This window comes from Allorhizobium sp. GW101-3B10 (assembly GCF_059424725.1).
Map to the genome: position 1 here is coordinate 1998199 of NZ_JBWKZR010000001.1, position 20247 is coordinate 2018445.

Sequence of the window (20247 nt, forward strand, 5' to 3'; positions counted from 1 at the left end):
TCGGCCGGCGGCCTTCCAAACTTCCAAACTTCCCTGTGGACAGTCCGGGTCGCCCGCACCGCTGGCGCACCCCATGCGCATGATCCGAGATCAGGCCAGGCGCGGCCGCGCCTAGGTCGATTTCCGCTCGGACGGCAACTCGTCCATCGCCACATCCCAGAGGACGACACGGTTTCGTCCCTGCCCCTTGGCGAGGTACAGCGCCCGGTCGGCGTGTTCGATCGAACGCTCGACGGGCAGGTGCGCGCCAAGGTCCGCCAGGCCGACCGAGGCCGTGACGCGAAGGCCGTCCTTGCCTTCCACCGCGAACGGCAGGCCGGCGATCCCCTCGATGAACCGGTTGAGGATGTCATTGCCGGTGACCATGTCGGTTCCGGGCAGGCAGATCAGAAATTCCTCGCCGCCGTACCGGTATATCTTGTCATACGGCCGCAGGTGTCCCATCAGCCAGCGCGCGACCTCGACCAGGACCGTGTCGCCGACCATGTGGCCGTAATTGTCGTTGATCGACTTGAAGTGGTCGAGGTCCAGCATGGCGACGACGCAGCAATGGTTCTGCCGGACGTATTCCTGCTGCTCGCGCAGGGCGGTCAGCATGCCGATACGGCTCGGCACCCCCGTCAGCGGATCGAGATTGAACAGCGCCCTCTGCAGTTCTTCCCTGACGTTCGCCATTTCGAGGTTCATGCGCTTCAGCGCCCCGACAAATCGTTCGTAGTCCGCACGCGCCACCACGCCGCCGTCCCTTGAAGCGCGAAGCAGGTGCGCCGCATATCTGTGCATGCGCTCGTGCTCGATGCCGATCTCCTGGAAACCGGGATGATTCCTGAGGGCGATCGATCCGGTATGGGAATACCATTGGCCAAAGTGGCACTGGCAGTGCGCGTCGGGGCCGAGATCCTTCTCGTCCGGCACGGCTCGGCAGACAAGGGTCCCGTGCAGATTTTCGGCCCATTGCTCGTGATGGTACGAAGCCTGCTCGAGTTCCCTCAGCGCAATCCGCATGACCTCGTCGGATATGTTGGGGATTACGATATACGCCTCCCGTGTATTCCTGCCGCCCTGCACATTCGGCCAAGTCTAGCGCCGGTCAGGTTTCCCGAGGGTGAAGGACGGCGGAATATTGCGATATTTCGTTAAGACTTTTCTCGCGCGGCGATATTCTGATCGGGCGCGGCCGGCCCGGAGCGGCGGCGCCTTCCCTCCATCGCCGGCTGATTTATGCACTTTGTCGACCTGCAACGTGATCCTGACGAGGCTTTCCAGCGTAAGGCCTTCCAAGACGCATGCGGCATGGTGAACTATGATGACGAATTCCAAGAGCGCGCCCATCATCTTGTGGTTCCGCAAGGATCTGCGGCTTGAAGACAATGCGGCGCTGGCCTGCGCCGCCGAATGCGGCAGGCCCGTCATCCCCGTCTATATCCTGGAGCCGTCGGAAGCGGCCGATGGTCCGCTCGGCGCCGCGCAGGCCTGGTGGCTGCACCATTCCCTGCAAGCGCTCAACCTGTCGCTAGAGCAGATCGGCAGCCGATTGATCCTTCGGCGCGGACCGGCCGACGCCGTCCTTGGCGCGCTGATCGCCGAAACCGAGGCTGACCGGGTGTTCTGGAACCGTCGTTACGATCCGCCGGGCATCGCCGTCGACTCCGCGCTCAAGGAGGACCTGATCCGCAGCGGCATCATGGTGCGCAGCTTCGCCGGCCAGCTGCTGCACGAACCGACAAGGCTGAAGACCGGCGCCGGCGGGCCTTACAAGGTCTATACGCCCTTCTGGCGGGCTCTCGAGGCCTCCGGCGAACCGCCGGAGCCCTTACCCGCCCCGCAGCAGCTTGCCGCGCCGGACCGCTGGCCGCAGAGCGACAGGCTCGAGGCCTGGCGCCTGACGCCCGCAAAACCGGACTGGGCGGCCGAGTTCTCCGACATCTGGACGCCGGGCGAGGCAGGGGCGCGCGAAAAGCTCGCGCGCTTCATTGCGCAGGGCATTGCCGGCTACAAGTCCCGCCGCGACTTCCCGGCCCTGCCCAACACCTCCATGCTCTCCCCCCATCTGGCGCTCGGAGAAATTTCGCCTGCCACAGTCTGGCACGCGACGCGCGGGCTCACCGACCGGGTCCCCGCGGAGGACGTCGTCCATTTCCGCAAGGAGCTCGCCTGGCGCGAGTTCTCCTATCACCTGCTGTTCCATTTCCCTGAGCTCGGCACGAAGAACTGGAACGCGCGCTTCGACGCCTTTCCCTGGCAGGAAGCACCGGACTTGCTGGAGCGCTGGAAGCGCGGGCAGACCGGCTATCCGATCGTCGATGCCGGCATGCGCCAGCTCTGGCGCCACGGCACGATGCACAACCGGGTGCGCATGGTCGTCGCCTCCTTCCTGATCAAGAACCTGATGATCGACTGGCGGGAGGGCGAGCGCTGGTTCCGCGACACGCTGGTCGATGCCGACCCGGCTTCCAATGCGGCGAGCTGGCAATGGGTGGCGGGATCGGGCGCGGATGCCGCGCCCTTCTTCCGCATCTTCAATCCGGTCAGCCAGGGCGAGAAATTCGACGTCAACGGCGACTATGTCCGCACCTTCGTGCCCGAGCTCAAGGACATGCCGAACAGCTTCATCCACCGGCCGTTCGAGGCCCCGCCCATGGTTCTCGCCCAAGCCGGCGTGACGCTCGGCGGCAACTATCCGCTGCCGATCGTCGACCACAAGCTCGCCCGCAACCGGGCCATGGCGGCCTACCAGGCGCTGCCGCGGCCGGACGACGCGGCCTGAACCACCACCGGTGCCGCATCGTCCTTGCCGGCCGGGCGCCGATCACCGTCCCTGCAGGCCGGCCACGCCGGGAGAGTCGGCTGACGTCTGGCATGGTTTTCCCCCAGCCGTCGAAAGGTTGAAAACCGTTTCCTTGCCAATGGCCGCTTGTGCCCGGAAAAGTCGCCGCTTAATCTTCTGGCAAAGAGAAGGCAGATCCGATGACATTCCATCCATCCGTTCTCGAGGCGATCGGCAACACGCCGCTCATCCGGCTGAAGGGCGCATCCCAGGCGACCGGCTGCACCATCCTCGGCAAGGCGGAGTTCCTCAACCCCGGCCAGTCGGTCAAGGACCGCGCGGCGCTGTTCATCATCCGCGACGCCGAGCGGCGCGGCCTGCTGCGGCCCGGCGGCGTGATCGTCGAGGGAACGGCGGGCAATACCGGCATCGGCCTGACGCTCGTCGCCAAGGCGCTCGGCTATCGGACCGTGATCGTCATCCCGGAGACGCAGAGCCAGGAAAAGAAGGATGCGCTGAGGCTGCTCGGCGCCGAGCTGGTCGAGGTTCCGGCCGTTCCCTACAAGAACCCGAACAACTATGTGAAGCTGTCCGGGCGGCTTGCCGCGGAACTGGCCAAGAGCGAACCGAACGGCGCGATCTGGGCCAACCAGTTCGACAATACCGTCAACCGCGACGCCCATATCGCCACCACCGCCCGCGAGATCTACGACCAGACCGGCGGCGAGGTCGACGGCTTCATCTGCGCGGTGGGCTCCGGCGGCACGCTGGCCGGCACCGGCATGGGTCTTCGCCGGCTGAAACCCGAGGTCAAGATCGGCATCGCCGATCCGGAGGGGGCTGCACTCTATGAATACTACAAGAACGGCGAACTGAAATCGTCCGGCTCCTCGATCACCGAGGGCATCGGCCAGGGCCGCATCACCGCCAATCTCGAAGGCTTCACGCCCGATTACGCCTACCAGATCCCCGATGCCGAAGCGCTCGACATCGTGTTCGACCTGGTGGAGAACGAGGGCCTGTGCCTCGGCGGCTCGTCCGGCATCAACATCGCCGGCGCCATCCGCCTTGCGCGCGACCTCGGACCGGGGCATACCATCGTCACCGTGCTTTGCGACTATGGCAACCGCTACCAGTCCAAGCTTTTCAATCCGGACTTCCTGCGCTCCAAGCAGCTGCCGATACCGGCCTGGATCGAGAAGAAGTCCGACTACGCGGTGCCCTTCGAACCGACCGAGTGAGATTCATGCTGACCACTGCCCTCTACCGCGACGATTTCTACCTCGCCACTGCGGAGGGCACGGTCACCCGGATCCACGACGACGGAGCGATCGAGCTCGACCAGACCTGCTTCTACGCCATGTCCGGCGGACAGCCCGGCGATCTCGGGCTGCTGGAGCGGGCCGACGGCTCGAGGATCGAGATCGCGCTCACCCGCCACGGCGAGAGCAAGGACATCATCCTGCACCAGCCCGCCGAAGGGCAGCCGACCCCTTCGGTCGGTGAGACGCTGGTGCTGCATGTCGACTGGCCGCGGCGCTACAAGCTGATGCGCATGCACACCGCGTGCCACCTGCTGTCGGTCGTCTGCCCCTACCCGATTACCGGCGCCGCCGTCGGCGAGGACGAGAGCCGCGTCGACTTCGACATGGCCGAGACCATCGACAAGGACCAGGTGACGGCCGATCTCATGCGGCTCGTCGGCGAGAACCATCCGATCTTCGTCCAGTGGATCACCGACGAGGAGCTGGCCGCCAATCCGGGCATCGTCAAATCGAAGAATGTCCGCCCGCCGATCGGCATGGGGCGCGTCAGCCTGGTGTGCATCGGCGAGAATTCGAGCGTTGACAGCCAGCCCTGCGGCGGCACACATGTCTCCGAGACCCAGGAGGTCGGGGCGATTCACATCGCCAGAATCGAGAAAAAAGGCAAGGAGAACCGTCGGTTCCGCATTCGTTTCGGCACCCCGGAGGCCTCAGCCTGACAGAGTATTGGGAGAAGCGCATGCCTGCGGAGAGAAGCCGTTTCGTCGTGTCCGCCGACTGGGTGGAGAAACAGCTCGGCGCACCGGAGTTCAAGATCGTCGACGCATCCTGGTACCTGCCCGCGCAGAACCGCAACGGTGCCGTCGAATACGCCGCCGGCCACATTCCGGGTGCCGTCTTCTTCGATCAGGACGCGATCGCCGATCAGACCACCGGGCTTCCCCATTCGTTGCTCTCTCCGGCCAAATTCGCCGAGGAAATGGGCCTGCTCGGCATTTCCGTGACCGACACGATCGTCGTCTATGACGGCCCCGGCTTCTTTTCGGCGCCGCGCGCCTGGTGGATGCTGCGCGTCATGGGCGCCCGCAATGTCTATGTGCTCGACGGCGGCATCGACGCGTGGAAGGCCGAGGGCCGTCCGCTACAGACCGACCTGCCGGAACCGGCGCCGGTCACCTTCGACTTCGATTTCGACCGCAGCCGCGTGACCTCCTTCGCCGAAATGCGCGATATCGCCGACAAGGGCGTGCGCCAGATCGCCGATGCGCGGCCGGCCGGCCGCTTCACCGGCGAGGAGCCCGAGCCGCGTGAGGGCATGCGCTCCGGCCATATCCCCGGCGCCCGCAGCGTGCCCGCTTCTTCGCTGTCGGAAAACGGCCATCTCAACGACCTGCCGACCCTTCGCTCGATTTTCACCAATGCCGGCATCGACCTCACGCAGCCGGTCGTCACCAGCTGCGGCTCCGGCGTGACCGCCGCCGTGGTCACGCTGGCGCTGGAATCGCTCGGCCATACCGACAACTCGCTCTATGACGGCTCCTGGTCGGAATGGGGCGGCCGCGACGACACGCCGGTGGCGACCGGTCCGGCCGAGCCCGTGCCGACCACTGCGCACGGCCCGCTGACGGCCCATGTCACGCGGCTCGAAATGACCGCGCCGCCGAAGACCAGCCTTGCCGTGCCGGTCAACATCCAGACCGCCATCATGCGCACGCACGAGATCCCGCTGCCCTTCTACCGCTTCCTGCATCGCCAGGTCGGCGCGCGCTGGCACTGGTACCAGCGCATCCGCATGACCGACGGCGAGCTGAAGGCGATCGTCCACAGCCCGAAGGTGACGATTTCCGTCCTCTACGTGAACGGTGCCCCGGCCGGTTTCTTCGAACTGTCCCAGGAAAGCGACGACATCGTCGAGCTGTCCTATTTCGGCCTGTTCGAACACGCGCTCGGGCTTGGCATCGGCAAGTGGTTCCTGCTTCAGGCGCTCTACACCGCCTGGCAGCTCAATCCGCAGAAGGTCACCGTGATGACCAATACGCTCGACCATCCGCGCGCCCTGCAGCTCTACCAGCAGTTCGGCTTTTCGCCGGTCGAGACGTTTGAGGCAATCGTCGACCCGATCAGCGAATCGGAACTGCTGCAGATGATCCGCCGCGACGGCGCATCCCTCTGACACCGACGCATTGAACCCGGCCGGCGCATGACGCCGCCGGGGCTTTCCCGCGCACACAAAGGGCGGCACCCGTTGCCGCCACTTCGATTGCCTCAGTTCTCGGCGGTCTGCTCGCGCTTGAAGTAGCCGTCGATCAGGACGATGTGCTCCACCGCCAGCTCATAGCAATAGGTGATCTCGCGTGCCTGCGGATCCCAGAAGGCGTTCGGCACGCCGCAGCTCTTCGCCGTCAGTTTGATGCCGTCGTCGAACTTGTACTTGGCGCCGACCGACTGCGCGATGCTTTCCAGGACGCCTGCCTCCTTCAGCACGTCGGCGAAGAAGTCCATGTTCTCGTCGCCGGTCGGCTCGTAAGTGACGGTCATGTTGGAGCCCGGTCCATCGCCGACATAATGGGGTTCCAGCAGGCCGAACCAGCTGGCCTTCGTGCGCTCGTATTCGAAGGCACACTCCTCGCGTCTTTCTTGAGGAAAATCGATCGAGTCCGCGAATTGCTTGAAGAACTCTGGATCGGCGCCTGTCATCATGCAGACGATCTGATAGGCGCGCTGGCGGTCGAGAGCGTGGGTGTCGAGGAAGTCCGTGTCGGTCAGGTCGCGATCCTTGGCCTCGTCGGAGAGAAACCAGGCATCAGCCGCATCCTGGATCGCCACGTCGAGTTCCTCGCTGTCGCCTTCGAGCAGCAGGATCGACGACAGCGCATCCACCGCATCCTCCTCGCGCCCGAGCACGGGCAGGCCGAATTCGGCGATCAGCATGTGCCCCGCCTCGTGGAACAGCGTGAAGATCGCGTTGTTGACGACGAAGGTGCGCGCCTCCTCGATCTGCTCGGGCGTCGGCTTGCTTTCCTGCGCCGCGTCCGCCGGAGAGACCGCGACGAGGCCTGCCGAAACGGCGGCCAGCCCGATCGCGATCGCGCGCTTCAAAATCACCCTCATACCGTACCCCCAGGTCAGATGCCGCCGCAAAAGGCGGGACGAATCTAACCGATCGGCTTTTGCCGGAACAAGGCCAATTCTGGGTGGATCGGCGCGCGCCATGGCCGGAATCGGGTGGCGGGCGACGCGTCTTCGTCCGATGGTCTGGCATCACACAGGAGAAACCGACATGACGACCATCGCCTTCACCGCCGTTCCCACTGCCGATGCCGAAGCCCTGCGGGCCGGTGCGCCGGATGCCTACGGGCTCGCCCCCGAACGCCGCCTCACGCAGGGCGGCGGCTATCCCTGCCGCCATTGCCTCGGTTTCATCGGCGACGGCGAAGCCTATCTGACGCTTGCCTACCGCCCCTTCCCCGCGCTTCAGCCCTATGCCGAGACCGGGCCGATCTTCCTGCATGCCGAGCCCTGCGCCCGCTACGAGTCCAGCGAGGTCCTGCCGCCGGTGCTGACGGAGAGCCCGGACTTCATCCTGCGCGGCTATGGCCATGACGACCGGATCGTCTACGGCACCGGCGCCGTCACCCTCAGGGAGCAGGTCGAGGACCGGGCCCGCGAACTGCTGGAGAAACCCGAGATCGCCTATGTGCATGTGCGCTCGGCGCGCAACAACTGCTATCAGTGCCGGATCGACCGGGCCTGACGGCGACCGCCATAAAGAAGGGGCCGGCCTTTCGGAAAGGCCGGCCCTTCGACCGTGTCTGTGCATTGCCGACGGACCTGACGCAACGGCAGGACGGTCGAACCTCCCGTCGCCGATCAGGCGACGTTGAGCACGATCTCCGGCGCATGCATCTCGTAGCCCAGCGCTTCGGCGACCGGCCTGTTGGTGATGCGGCCGCGATGGACGTTGAGGCCGTTGCGCAGGTGGCGGTCTTCGGCGATGGCGCGCAGGCCGCGGTCGGCCAGCGCCAGACCGTGGACCAGCGTCGCATTGTTCAGCGCATGCGCCGAGGTGACCGGAACCGCGCCCGGCATGTTGGCGACGCAGTAGTGGACGACACCGTCGACGACATAGGTCGGATCGGAATGGGTCGTGGCATGCGAGGTCTCGAAGCAGCCGCCCTGGTCGATCGCCACGTCGACGATGACGGAGCCTTCCTTCATGCCGGACAGCATCTCGCGCGTCACCAGCTTCGGCGCGGCCGCACCCGGGATCAGCACGGCGCCGATGACGAGGTCGGCGGCGAAGACTTCGCGCTCCAGCGCGTCGATCGTCGAGTAGACCGTGTGCACGCGGCCGGCGAACAGGTCGTCGAGCTGGCGCAGGCGCGGCAGCGAGCGGTCGATGATCGTCACGTCAGCGCCGAGGCCGACGGCCATGCGGGCGGCATGCAGGCCGACCACGCCGCCGCCGATGACGGCGACCCTGGCCGGCAGGACGCCGGGAACGCCGCCGAGCAGGATGCCCGAGCCGCCATGGGCCTTCTGCAGCGCGGTCGCGCCCGCCTGGATGGCAAGCCGGCCGGCGACTTCCGACATCGGCGCCAGCAACGGCAGGCCGCCGCGCTCGTCGGTCACGGTCTCGTAGGCGACGGCGGTCACGCCGCTGTCGACCAGTCCCTTGGTCTGGTCCGGATCGGGTGCGAGATGCAGATAGGTATAGAGGATCTGGCCTTCGCGCAGCTGCACCCATTCGCTCGGCTGCGGTTCCTTTACCTTGACGATCATGTCCGACTTCTCGAACACGTCCTTGGCCGTGGCGGCGATCCTGGCGCCGGCGGCGACGTAGGCGCCGTCATCGGCGCCAATGCCGGCGCCGGCGCCGGTTTCGATCAACACGTCGTGGCCATGCGCCACATATTCGCGCACCGCGCCGGGCGTCAGGCCGACGCGATATTCATGATTCTTGATTTCCTTGGGGCATCCTACGCGCATCGTCGTTCCTCTCGTGCCGGCTTCCCGCCGATCATTGCGTCAAGGCGCAAATACAAGCATCTGAGCCGCGTGAATGTCCTTGCAAATTCATCTTGCGTTACGCAATTTTTCGCTGAATATTGCGTAATTGCTGCCAAATTCGAAGGTTCCACGAATGGCTGACCTGGACACCATCGATCTTGCCATCCTCAAGGCACTCCAGCAGAACGGCCGCATCACCAATGCGGAGCTTGCCCAGAAGGTGGGCTTGAGCCCGTCGGCCTGCTCCCGGCGGCACGACCTGCTCGAGCGATCAGGCGTCATCAGCGGCTATCATGCACGCCTGTCGCCGAAAGCGCTCGACTACAAGATGGTCGCCATCGTCCACATCTCGCTCTCGGGCCAGTTCGCCAAGACGCTGTCGGAGTTCGAAACGGCGGTGAAGAAGTGTCCCAACGTTCTGGTCTGCTATCTAATGTCCGGCGAATACGACTACATCCTGCGCATCGCCGCCAAGGATCTCGGAGACTACGAACGCATACACCGCGACTGGCTGTCGGCCCTGCCCCACGTGGTGAAGATCAATTCGAGCTTCGCCCTGCGCGAGGTCATCGACCGCTCGGATGTCGGCCTGTAGCGCGACGACCGCGCCCCGGGGACGGCGCGGCCGCGTAAAAAGGGGCCGGATCGTTGGCATTTGAGCATTCCGGTTGAACCGGCGGCAAAGCTTTTGCGCCATGCTGAGCCATATCGCACGCATGGAGGGGTAAGATGCAGTCCAAAGTGGCGCTCGAAGTACGCAAGGCCCAACGCAGCCGCTGCCGTCTCTACGGCAAGATCCGCCATCTCAACCAGGAGGCGGAAGGGCGCATCCTCAATGTCTCGCGCACCGGCATCGCCATCGAGCTCAAAGGCCGCCTGCATGCCTCGACCGGCAGCAACGTGCTGATTCAGACCGACGACATCGGCCTGATCGAGGGCACGGTGCGCTGGTCACGCAGCGGCTATCTCGGCGTGCAGATCAAGCAGAACAGCAATACCCTGGCGCAGATGTCCGCCTATTTTCGCAACTACCACAAGGAAGTGCGGCCGGTGCTGACCCGCTAGGGCCGGTCACCATCTGCCCTGCCGGTCGCCGACGCGCGGCGGACAGCCCGGCGCGCCGACGGGGTGCCCGACACACCCCTGTCATTTTATGGATGCACTCCTGGACAAACGGACCTAGTCTCGGCGTCGAGACCGTTTTCCCGAGGAGCCCCCCATGTCGTCCCTGATCGATCTCCACCCCATGTCCCGCCGCGCCTTTCTCGGCGGTTTCGCCGCCACGACGGCGCTGATCACACTTCATCCCTTCGCCGTGCGCGCCAATGGCAACGCCACCCAGGCGCATCTCCGCTTGATGGAAACGACCGATATCCACGTCAACGTGATGCCCTACGACTATTACGCCGACAAGCCGAACGACACGATGGGCATCGCCCGCACGGCCTCGATCATCGACCAGATCCGCGCCGAGGCCGGCAATTCCATGCTGGTCGACAATGGCGATCTTCTGCAGGGCAATCCGATGGGCGACTACATGGCCTACAAGAAGGGCATGAAGGCCGGCGACCTGCATCCGGTGATCAAGGCGATGAACGTGCTCGGCTATGACTGCGGAACCGTCGGCAATCACGAGTTCAACTACGGCCTCGACTTCATGTTCAACACGCTGGGCGGGGCGAATTTCCCGATCGTCTGCGCCAACCTGACCAAGGGCCAGCTCGCCGGCGACCCCAGGCAGGACGAGCTGCACTTCAAGCCCTATGTCATCGTCGAGAAGATGATCAAGGACGGCGCCGGCGGCGAGAACCCGATCAAGGTCGGCTTCATCGGCTTCGTGCCGCCGCAGATCATGCTGTGGGACGCTAAGAACCTCGAGGGCAAGGGCCAGACGCGCGACATCGTCGAGGCGGCCCGCGCCTGGGTGCCGGCGATGAAGGAGGAAGGTGCCGACATCGTCATCGCCCTTTCCCACTCCGGCATCGACGGCAAGGGCCAGACGGATCGCATGGAGAACGCCTCGCTCTACCTCGCCGGCGTGGACGGCATCGATGCGATCTTCACCGGCCACCAGCATCTCGTCTTTCCCGGCCCGAAGGATTTCGTCGACATCCAGGGCGTGGATGCGGCCAAGGGCACGCTGCTCGGCAAGCCGGCGGTGATGGCCGGCTTCTGGGGCTCGCATATGGGCCTGATCGACCTGCTGATCGAAAAGGAAGGCAATGGCTGGAAGATCGTCGACTTCACCTGCGAAGCCCGGCCGATCTACCACCGCGACGAGAACCGCAAGATCGTCGCCGACGTCGCCGACAAGGCCGAGGTCGTCGCCTCGGTCGCCGACGAACATGCGGCAACGCTCGACTATGTCCGCACCCCGGTCGGCAAGACCTCGGCGCCGCTCTATTCCTACTTCGCCCTCGTCGCCGACGATCCCTCCGTGCAGATCGTCTCCAATGCGCAGACCTGGTACATCAGGGACATGCTGAAGGACGGGCCGCACAAGGACCTGCCGGTCCTGTCGGCCGCCGCCCCCTTCAAGGCCGGCGGACGCGGCGGTGCGGACTATTACACCGACGTCGCGGCCGGCGACATCGCCATCAAGAATGTCGCCGACCTCTACCTCTATCCAAACACCGTCCAGGCCGTGGTGATCACCGGCGCGCAGGTCAAGAACTGGCTGGAAATGTCGGCCGGCATGTTCAACCAGCTGAAGCCCGGCGAGAAGGACCAGCCGCTGATCAATCCGGACTTCCCGTCCTACAATTTCGACGTGATCGACGGCGTGACCTATAAGATCGACCTCGCCCAGCCGGCGAAGTTCGACAAGGAGGGCAAGGCGGTGAACCCGGACGCGAACCGGATCGTCAACCTGATGTTCGACGGCAAGCCGATCGATCCGACGCAGAAATTCGTCGTCGCCACCAACAACTACCGCGCCGGCGGCGGCGGCAAGTTCCCGGAGATCGCGGCCGACAAGGTGGTCTTCGTCGCCCCCGACACCAATCGCGACGTGATCGTGCGCTACATCGTCGATCAGGGCGAGATCAACCCGTCGGCCGACGGCAACTGGTCGTTCGCGCCGATGGCCGGCACGACGGCGATCTTCGAGAGCGGGCCGAAGGGCCGGCAATATGCGTCCGCGATCAAGGGCGCCAGGATCGAGGAGGCCGGCGACGGCGCCGAGGGCTTCGCCAGGTTCCGGCTGGTGCTCTGAAGACCTCGACGCAGCACTGATCTGACGGGGCGCCGACGCGCCCCGCTTCAGCCCGCTTTGTTCAGGCGGCTGTGCTCCGGCCCGTGCGGCGTGGCGTGGAGCATCCGCATGGCGTCCGACACCGAAGCCGGACAGCGCGCGAGCGCCTCTCCGAACCGCTCGACCAGCCATTTGCCCGCGGGTCCCGGAGGGCTTGCTGCCGGCCATGCGGCAAAAATCGGATAGTCCACCGTCTCATAGGCATCGACGTCGAGCTGGACGACCTCACCGCTGGCAAGCGCGTCGCGCAGCATCGCCAGGGGGACGCCGCCCCAGCCGAGCCCACCGGCGATCAACTGTTTCTTCGTGGCCATGTCGCTCACCCGCCAGGTGCGGCGCGAAAAGACGTTGAAATCCTTGCCGTCGTTCGGCGCGTTCGCATCGGAGACGACGATCTGGATTTCCTCGCGCACATCCGCAACGGACAGCCGCCGCCCGAGTTTTGCCAGACGATGGCCGGCGGCCGCGACCGGCGTCAGGAAGGACACGCCGATCCGCTCGCTGGTGACGGCATCGGCCGATATCTCCATCGAACCGCCGATCCCCACGTCGATCGCACCCTGGTCGAGCAGGCGGCTGATGAGAAAGGGGCTGCCGACCGTCAGCCGCAACCGCACAGTCTCGAAACGCTCCTGGAAATGGCGCAATACTTCCACCAGAAGCCGGTCGGGAACCATCGTGCTGACGGCAAGCTTCACTTCGCCCTCCAGTCCTTGCGTCAGCGCCTTGCTGCGCGCGCGCAGGCTGTTGAGGTCCGAGATCATCCGGCGCGCATCTTCGAGGATCGCCCGCCCGGCATCGGTGAGAACCGGCTGGCGCGAGCCGCTGCGCTCCAGAAGGCTCAGTTGCAGCTGCGCCTCGAGATTGCCGATCGTGTAGCTGATCACCGACTGGGCGCGGTTGAGCTGACGGGCAGCGGCAGAAAAACTGCCTGTCTCGGCGACGGCGACGAAGACCTGCAACTGGTCGAGGGTCGGGTTGGGAAGCATGTTTCCATCCACTTTATCGATGAACTCGATCCATATTATCACAGTTCAATCGATGGGAAACGGGGATTATCTGTGAGGCACCGCCTGAGGCCGGCTCCCAGGGTCGCAGGCGGACAGCCCATTCCACACCCAGAGGTGACCTCCATGTCCTCCATTCTTCTCGTAACCGGCAGCACGCGCGGCGACGATTCGCTCTCCAACAAGATCGCCCGCCAGCTCGCCGACGACCTGTCCGCCAAGGCCGGCGGCGCCGCCGTCGTCGAACGCGACCTCGCCCGCAAACCCCTGCCCCATATCGGCGCCGACTTCTCCTCGGCCATCCGCCTGCAGCCGGAAGAGCGCACGCCGGCCCAGGCCGAAGCCATCGCCGTCTCCGATGCCGCCGTCGACGAACTGCTCGCCGCCGAAACGATCATCATCTCGACCGGCTTCATCAATTTCGGCATTTCGTCGATCGTCAAATCCTGGGTCGACCACGTGGCCCGCGCCGGGCGCACCTTCCGTTACAGCGAGAACGGTCCGGTCGGTCTTGCCACCGGCAAGAAGGCCTATCTGGTGATCGCCTCGGGCGGCATCTACTCGTCCGGCCCGGGCACGACGCTGGACTTCGCCGAACCCTATCTGCGGTCTGTTCTGGCCTTCCTCGGCATCTCGGACGTCGAGACGATCCGCATCGAAGGCGTCGCCTACGGCCCGGAAGCCGCCGAAAAGGCGATCTCCGCGGCGGAAGAAAAGGCGCGCGAACTGGCCCGCGCCGCCTGAGCGCCAGGCCCTGCCGGCCGCCACCCGACAATCCGGTGGCGGCGGACATTGGGATTTGCAGAACGCGTTGGCCTCCGCCACCCATGCTCAGCCTGCCGCCGCACACGGACCGGATGGGGCTTCGGCTTTCCGCGAGGTCAACCGCCGCCCCTTTCCACGCCACGAGACGCCGGCGTGACCTTCTTGCTTCCGGTTTCCCTGCCCAGTGCCACGGCGATCGAAGCCGGCACCGTCTCGGCGATCTCGCCAAGCGCCATCGGCTTACCGAGCAGATAGCCCTGCAGCTCGTCGCAGCCCGAGCGCGCCAGGAACAGCGCCTGTTCGGTGGTCTCCACACCCTCCGCCACGACCCGCATGCCGAGCCGCGTGCCGAGGTCGATGATGGCATGCACGATCGCCGCCGCACTTTCGTCCTCGCCGAGATTGCTGACGAAGCTACGGTCGATCTTGATCGCGTCGAAGGGGTAGCGGCTCAAGTAGCTGAGCGAGGAATAGCCGGTGCCGAAGTCGTCGAGCGCGATCGAAAAACCGTCGCGCTTGAGTTCGGTCAGCAGTTGCAGGGCGCGGCGGTCGTCGTCGATCAGCACGTTCTCGGTGATCTCCAGCTCCAGCCGGCTCGGATCGACGCCGGCGGCGCGGACGATCTCGCCCAGCCGGCGCTGGAAGTCACCGTGGCGGAACTGTAGCGGGCTGACATTGATCGACAGCCGCTCGACCGACGTTTCCGAGAGGATCCGGCAGGCCTCGAGAATGACCCATTCGCCGAGCGCGATGATCCGGCCGGACACCTCGGCCACAGGGATGAAATCGCCGGGATTGACCAGTCCGCGCTCGGGATGGTGCCAGCGGATCAGCGCCTCGTAGGAACCGATCCGGGCGGTCTGCACGGTGACGCGTGGCTGCAGGAACAGTTCGTATTCGTTGCGCGCCAGCGCCGCATCCATGTCGATTTCCAGCGCGCGCCGCTTCTCGATCAGCTCGTTCATCCCGGCCTTGAACAGCATGAAGGTATTCCGCCCGGAATTCTTCGCGTGATAGAGGGCAATGTCGGCCCGTCCAACCAGTTCCTCGGCGCTATCGGCATGTTCCGGACACACCGCCGCGCCGATGCTCACCCCGCATTTGACCCGCTCGCCGCGGTCGATCTCGAAGGGTGCCCGGAAAGCCTCAACCAGCCGACGGCAGACATCCTCCACCTGGGTGTGAAAGTTGACGCTCGACAGGATGAGCGCGAATTCGTCGCCGCCGAGCCGGGCCGCGACGTCGTGGCGGCCAAGGATCGTCTGCAGGCGATCGGCCGTCTCGCGGATCACCGCGTCGCCCGCCGGATGGCCGTGAACGTCGTTGATGTCCTTGAAATGATCGAGGTCGACCATGACGACCGCGCAGCCCTTGCCCATCGGCGCCGTCAGCACGCTCTCCGCCAGCTTCTCGTTGAACAGCGCCCGGTTCGGCAGGCCGGTCAGCGGATCATGCAGCGCCAGATAGCGGATATGGCATTCCGCCAGCTTGCGCTCGCGCAGGTCGACCAGGCAGCCGATCCGCATCGACTTGCCGCGATAGACGATCTCGCGGCCGCGCGCCTCGGTCGGCACGAGTTCACCGTCGGCACGCTTCAGGGTGATTTCCCGATTGAGGTCGACGCCGCCCGTCGCCGCCTGGTTCAGCACCGCCATGTCCGGCTCCGGCAGGAAATCGTAGATGGAGCGTCCGATCAGGTTCGCCAGCGGCACGCCGACCAGTTCGCCGAGCTGCTGGTTGCCGTCGACGATGATCCCGCCGTCATGGATGACGATCGCCTCGAAAGTCGCATCGGCGAGCGCGGTCACGCGTTCGGCTTCCTCATGGTCGCGCTTCAGCGAGCGCATCTCCTCGCGCGCCTTCTCCTCGGCGACGATGTTGTCCATCAGCCGGTTGAACAGCCCGGTCAGCTTTTCCGCCTCGTCGCCTACCACCACCGGCAGGCGATGGTGGAGATCGGCGGTGCCGCCGACCAGGTCGGCCAGCGCCTGTTCGACATGGCCGACGCCGAGCCGGCTGCCGTGTTCCGAAACGTTGAGGCCGATCTCCTCGACCTCGGCCGGCACGCGGATCCGCATGATCCGGTCGAGCGCGAAGAAGAACAGGTAGCCGAGCCCGAAGGACCAGTAGAAATTCAGTCCGGCGCCGAACACCTGGATATAGAACTGGTCGAAGCGCGAGCCGGCCGGCAGCCGCTCGACGGGGGCCAAAAGCGCCAGCAGCAGCGTGCCGGCGACACCGGCAAAGGCATGCACGCCGATGGCACCGACCGCATCGTCGATCTTGAGGCGTCGTTCCAGCAGTTCGTTTCCGGCAATCGCCACAAGCCCGCCGATGGCGCCGATCAGCAGCGCCCCGCCGGGTTCGAGAATGTGGCAACCGGCCGTCACCGCAACCAGCCCGCCGAGCATGCCCGACAGCGACTTTTCCGGCAGGACGACGCCGTCCAGGATATGGCCGAGCATATAACCGACGCAGGTGCCCATGCCGCCGGCGAGCACCGTATTCAGGATGATCGGTGCGACATCGGCCGTGGCATGCAGGGTGGAGCCGCCGTTGAAGCCGATCCAGCCGAAGAACAGCAGCAGCGCACCGGTGGTCGACAGCACCGGGCTGTGGCCGGCGATCCGCACCGGACGCCCGTTTTCGTCATAGCGCCCGAGGCGCGGTCCGATGACGATGCAGGCGGCGAGCGAGATCCAGCCGCCGGTCGAATGCACCACCGTCGAGCCGGCGAAATCGACGAAGCCGAGATTGCCGAGGAAGGCGCCGGCATTGGGCGCCAGCGCCGCCCCCCAGGCCCAATGGACGAAGGTCGGATAGATCAGCGCCGACAGCACGAGCGAGCCGATGACATAGGCGACGAGCTTCATGCGCTCGGCCACCGCCCCGGAGACGATCGTCGCGGCCGTGCCGCAGAACATCACCTGGAAGACGAAGAAACCCGCCTCCCAATCGTCGAGGGAGCGCAGCAGGAAATAGTCGCCGTCAATGCCAATCGGCAGCCAGGACGAGGCGCCGAAAGCGATCATGAAGCCGACCGCGGCAAAGGCGACGACGCCGAAGACGAAATCGAGCAGGTTCTTCTGGGCGACATTGATCGAATTCTTCGAGCGCACCATGCCGGCTTCGAGCAGCAGGAACCCCACCTGCATCATCATCACCAGGGCCGCGGCGGTCATGACCCAGACGAGATCGACGCTGTGCACGGTGGCCAAGGCGGCGGTTTGCTCGGCCTGCGCACCGCCCGAAAGAGGCAGGCAGGCTGCCGCGCCCACAAGAGGCCGCGGCCATCGAAACCCAAACGGTCGAAGACGCCTCAAATGACAATACACAATAAAATCCCGAAATTATGCAATGCACCATAGAAGCCAAAATCACTTAACAATCGGTGATCGCTTTAACGGACTTTTCAGCATGTCGGGTATGGGGGAAGAGGCTTGCGGCAGCCCCTCGGACGCGGTCAGACGTTGCGCGACTTGGCGCCGTCGGAGAACAATGCGGCGCCGTTCTGGTCGATGATCTGGCGCGCCTTGCGAAAGGTGCATTCCAGCGCATCTTGTTCCGAGGTGAAGACGTCGGCGCGAATGAAGATGCGCTCCAGCGTCTCGCCGTTCACCTGCTTCTCGATGCGGCCGGCGAGCCTCAACTGGCTGCCTTCGCGGATCGGGCTGGCATGGATCACGCAGTCCTGGTGGACCTGCGGCTCGGCGGTCGGGCCGGTCGAAGCCTTCTGCGGCTTGGCGCCGCCGGAAAAGAACGAGAAGAGACTGGACAAGATGGACATGGCGCCTGCCTAGCACAGGAGCGCCGACGACAGAAGCCCCTGCCGCCGTTCGGTCGCGGAAATGACCCAATCGCCCCTCACCCTCCCCGGCGAAAAGGAAAATGTCATGATCCGCCGCATCCTCGTTGCCCTGGTCGCCTTCGCCGGCATCGTCTGGTTGATGAACACCAGCCTGTTCAGCCGGTTTCCGGAGGGAAGCGGGCCGCGGGTGATCGCCCATCGCGGCCAGCATCAGGTCTACGACCGCGCGGGGCTCGACAACGAGACCTGCACCGCGACCCGAATCGGGCCGCCGTCGCATCCCTATCTCGAAAATACGCTGGCCTCGATGCAGGCCGCCTTTTCGGCCGGCGCCGCGGTCGTCGAACTCGACGTGCACCTGACGCCGGACGGCAAGTTCGCCGTGTTCCACGACTGGACCCTCGACTGCCGCACCGACCTTGCCGGGGTGACCGAAAACACGCCCTTTGCCGATCTCGCCAAGGCCGACATCGGCTACGGCTACACCGCCGACGGCGGCCAGACCTTTCCTTTCCGCGGCCAGGGCATCGGCCTGATGCCGGAACTCGACCAGGTGTTCGAGGCCTTCCCGGACAAGCGCTTCCTCGTCAACTTCAAGAGCGAGCGCGCCGAGGAAGGCACGGAACTCGCTGCCCGGCTTTCCCGCGATCCGAAGGCGCTTGCCACCGTCTTCGGGGTCTATGGCGGGGGCCGCCCGACGGAGGAGACGCTGGCCGCCCTGCCCGCCCTTCGCGGCTATACCCGGACGTCGGCCAAGGAGTGCCAGCTGTCCTATCTCGCCACCGGCTGGTCGGGCCATGTGCCGGCGAGCTGCCGCAACCGGCTTCTGCCGGTGCCGGTAAACTATGCGCCGCTGCTGTGGGGCTGGCCGGTGCGTTTCGTCGAGCGCATGCAGGCGGCCGGCACCGACGTCATCCTGCTCGGCCCCTACGGCACGGGCGACCCGGGTTCGGCCGGGATCGACAGCCTGGAAGCGTGGAAGGACGTGCCGAAGAACTTCCCCGGCCTGGTGTGGACCAACCGGATCGAAAACGCCCGCGAATGGGCGGGCGTTTCAGGCGCCGGCCCGATCAGATGATCAGGTTGGCGAGGATCTCGTTTTCGGTGATGTCCTCGTAGCCGAGGCCGGCGGTCTCGAAGCGGCCGAAGAGGTCGGCAAAGCTCTTGCGGTCCCGCGTCTCGATGCCGATCAGGATCGAGCCGAAATTGCGCGCCGACTTCTTCAGGTATTCGAAGCGGGCGATGTCGTCGTCGGGGCCGAGCAGGTTGAGGAAGTCGCGGAGCGCACCCGGGCGCTGCGGCAGGCGCAGGATGAAATACTTCTTCAGCCCGGCATGGCGCATGGCGCGCTCCTTGACGTCCGGCAGCCGCTCGAAGTCGAAATTGCCGCCGCTGACCACGGCGACGACCGTCTTGCCCTCGAGCTCTTCGCGGCCCAGCTGGTCGAGCGCCGCGATCGACAGCGCCCCCGCCGGCTCCAGCACCACGCCCTCGACGTTCAGCATCTCGGTGATCGTCACGCAGACGGCGTTTTCGGCGATGATCATCACCTGCTCGGGGGAGAAATGCTTCAGCGCGGCGAAATTGAGATCGCCGATGCGGGCGACGGCGGCGCCGTCGACGAAATTGTCGACCTTCGGCAGGGTGACGATCTGGCCTGCCTCGAGGCTCTTCTTCAGGCTCGGCGCCCCGGCCGGTTCGGCAAACAGGAAGGCGTCCGGCGGCAGCCGGTCGGCGAGATAGGCGGTGAGGCCGGCGGACAGCCCGCCGCCGCCGACCGGGACCACGACCAGGTCCGGCGTCACGCCCTCCGGCAACTGCTCGACGATCTCGGCCGCGACGGTCGCCTGTCCCTCGATGATGTCCGCATGGTCGAAGGGCGGCACCATGAAGCCGCCGATCGCCTCGACATGCTCGCGGGCCGCCGCATAGCACTGGTCGAAAATGTCGCCGAACAGGCGGATGGTGATGAATTCACCGCCGAAGGTGCGGGTCTTGTCGATCTTCTGCTGCGGCGTCGTCACCGGCATGAAGACCACGCCCTGCACACCGAAATGGCGGCAGGCGAAGGCAAAGCCCTGGGCATGGTTACCGGCCGAGGCGCAGACGAAGGTCTTCTTGTCCGTCCCGTCGGCGACGATCTTGCGCAGGAAATTGAACGCGCCGCGGATCTTGTAGGAACGGACCGGCGTCAGATCCTCGCGCTTGAGATAGACCTGTGCACCGTAGCGGGCGCTCAGATGTTCGTTGAGCTGCAGCGGGGTCGCGGGGAAAAGCTCCCGCAGGGCTTCGACCGCGGCCTCTACGTCCATCTTCGTCACGTCGTCCATCCGTTGAATTTTGATCTCGCTCCCGCTATGGCATAGAGACGT

The 20247-nt window shown here is 65.4% G+C and carries 17 protein-coding genes; 10 read left to right on the forward strand and 7 right to left on the reverse strand.

Features of this window, described 5'->3' with window-relative positions:
• Positions 1-111: 111 nt before the first annotated feature.
• Positions 112-1005: a diguanylate cyclase gene (locus AC07Y0_RS09785; protein ID WP_498676778.1), complete on the reverse strand. Its 894-nt coding sequence runs from the start codon at positions 1003-1005 to the stop codon at positions 112-114.
• Between the two features lie 301 nt (positions 1006-1306).
• Here AC07Y0_RS09785 and AC07Y0_RS09790 point away from each other — a divergent pair, with 301 nt between their 5' ends.
• The 4 genes from AC07Y0_RS09790 to sseA all read left to right on the forward strand — a co-directional run bounded on the left by AC07Y0_RS09790 (position 1307) and on the right by sseA (position 6205).
• Positions 1307-2767 carry a cryptochrome/photolyase family protein gene (locus AC07Y0_RS09790; RefSeq protein ID WP_498676779.1) on the forward strand — a complete coding sequence of 487 codons (1461 nt, stop codon included), beginning with the start codon at positions 1307-1309 and terminating at the stop codon, positions 2765-2767.
• 200 nt (positions 2768-2967) lie between these two features.
• The gene (locus tag AC07Y0_RS09795; RefSeq protein ID WP_498676780.1) at positions 2968-4008 is read left to right on the forward strand and encodes a cysteine synthase A; all 1041 of its coding nucleotides are present in this window, start codon (positions 2968-2970) and stop codon (positions 4006-4008) included.
• A 5-nt stretch (positions 4009-4013) separates the two neighbouring features.
• Positions 4014-4751, forward strand: coding sequence for an alanyl-tRNA editing protein (locus tag AC07Y0_RS09800; protein ID WP_498676782.1), 738 nt, complete (start codon positions 4014-4016; stop codon positions 4749-4751).
• A 20-nt stretch (positions 4752-4771) separates the two neighbouring features.
• On the forward strand, positions 4772-6205 hold the full coding sequence (sseA, locus tag AC07Y0_RS09805) for a 3-mercaptopyruvate sulfurtransferase (protein ID WP_498676784.1): 1434 nt from the start codon (positions 4772-4774) through the stop codon (positions 6203-6205).
• A gap of 92 nt (positions 6206-6297) precedes the next feature.
• Here the strand turns inward: sseA and AC07Y0_RS09810 are convergent, their stop codons facing one another.
• On the reverse strand, positions 6298-7143 hold the full coding sequence (locus AC07Y0_RS09810) for a DUF4344 domain-containing metallopeptidase (RefSeq protein WP_498676785.1): 846 nt from the start codon (positions 7141-7143) through the stop codon (positions 6298-6300).
• A gap of 169 nt (positions 7144-7312) precedes the next feature.
• Between AC07Y0_RS09810 and AC07Y0_RS09815 the strand changes: the two genes are divergently transcribed.
• The gene (locus tag AC07Y0_RS09815; RefSeq protein ID WP_498676787.1) at positions 7313-7786 is read left to right on the forward strand and encodes a DUF1203 domain-containing protein; all 474 of its coding nucleotides are present in this window, start codon (positions 7313-7315) and stop codon (positions 7784-7786) included.
• A 116-nt stretch (positions 7787-7902) separates the two neighbouring features.
• On the opposite strand, the gene ald is transcribed toward AC07Y0_RS09815, so the two are convergent.
• Entirely contained in the window at positions 7903-9021 is a 1119-nt protein-coding gene (gene ald, locus AC07Y0_RS09820; protein ID WP_498676789.1) for an alanine dehydrogenase, read from the reverse strand.
• Between the two features lie 154 nt (positions 9022-9175).
• Between ald and AC07Y0_RS09825 the strand changes: the two genes are divergently transcribed.
• The 3 genes from AC07Y0_RS09825 (at position 9176) to AC07Y0_RS09835 (ending at position 12256) form a co-directional block, all read left to right on the forward strand.
• Positions 9176-9637, forward strand: coding sequence for an Lrp/AsnC family transcriptional regulator (locus AC07Y0_RS09825; RefSeq protein WP_498676791.1), 462 nt, complete (start codon positions 9176-9178; stop codon positions 9635-9637).
• A gap of 134 nt (positions 9638-9771) precedes the next feature.
• On the forward strand, positions 9772-10107 hold the full coding sequence (locus tag AC07Y0_RS09830; RefSeq protein ID WP_498676793.1) for a PilZ domain-containing protein: 336 nt from the start codon (positions 9772-9774) through the stop codon (positions 10105-10107).
• 154 nt (positions 10108-10261) lie between these two features.
• Positions 10262-12256, forward strand: coding sequence for a bifunctional 2',3'-cyclic-nucleotide 2'-phosphodiesterase/3'-nucleotidase (locus tag AC07Y0_RS09835; protein ID WP_498676794.1), 1995 nt, complete (start codon positions 10262-10264; stop codon positions 12254-12256).
• A gap of 47 nt (positions 12257-12303) precedes the next feature.
• Here the strand turns inward: AC07Y0_RS09835 and AC07Y0_RS09840 are convergent, their stop codons facing one another.
• Positions 12304-13284 carry a LysR family transcriptional regulator gene (locus tag AC07Y0_RS09840; RefSeq protein WP_498676796.1) on the reverse strand — a complete coding sequence of 327 codons (981 nt, stop codon included), beginning with the start codon at positions 13282-13284 and terminating at the stop codon, positions 12304-12306.
• A gap of 144 nt (positions 13285-13428) precedes the next feature.
• Here AC07Y0_RS09840 and AC07Y0_RS09845 point away from each other — a divergent pair, with 144 nt between their 5' ends.
• Positions 13429-14046 carry an FMN-dependent NADH-azoreductase gene (locus tag AC07Y0_RS09845; protein WP_498676797.1) on the forward strand — a complete coding sequence of 206 codons (618 nt, stop codon included), beginning with the start codon at positions 13429-13431 and terminating at the stop codon, positions 14044-14046.
• A 137-nt stretch (positions 14047-14183) separates the two neighbouring features.
• On the opposite strand, the gene amt is transcribed toward AC07Y0_RS09845, so the two are convergent.
• Positions 14184-17276: an ammonium transporter gene (gene amt / locus AC07Y0_RS09850; protein ID WP_498680207.1), complete on the reverse strand. Its 3093-nt coding sequence runs from the start codon at positions 17274-17276 to the stop codon at positions 14184-14186.
• A 254-nt stretch (positions 17277-17530) separates the two neighbouring features.
• Positions 17531-17854: an HlyU family transcriptional regulator gene (locus AC07Y0_RS09855; RefSeq protein WP_498676799.1), complete on the reverse strand. Its 324-nt coding sequence runs from the start codon at positions 17852-17854 to the stop codon at positions 17531-17533.
• Between the two features lie 106 nt (positions 17855-17960).
• Between AC07Y0_RS09855 and AC07Y0_RS09860 the strand changes: the two genes are divergently transcribed.
• Positions 17961-18953, forward strand: a complete 993-nt coding sequence (locus tag AC07Y0_RS09860; protein ID WP_498676800.1) for a glycerophosphodiester phosphodiesterase family protein — start codon at positions 17961-17963, stop codon at positions 18951-18953.
• Here AC07Y0_RS09860 and ilvA read toward each other — a convergent pair.
• A complete protein-coding gene (gene ilvA, locus AC07Y0_RS09865; RefSeq protein ID WP_498676802.1) occupies positions 18946-20196 on the reverse strand; it encodes a threonine ammonia-lyase in 1251 nt (416 codons plus the stop codon). The two genes, AC07Y0_RS09860 and ilvA, sit on opposite strands and share 8 nt — an antisense overlap.
• Positions 20197-20247: the final 51 nt, after the last annotated feature.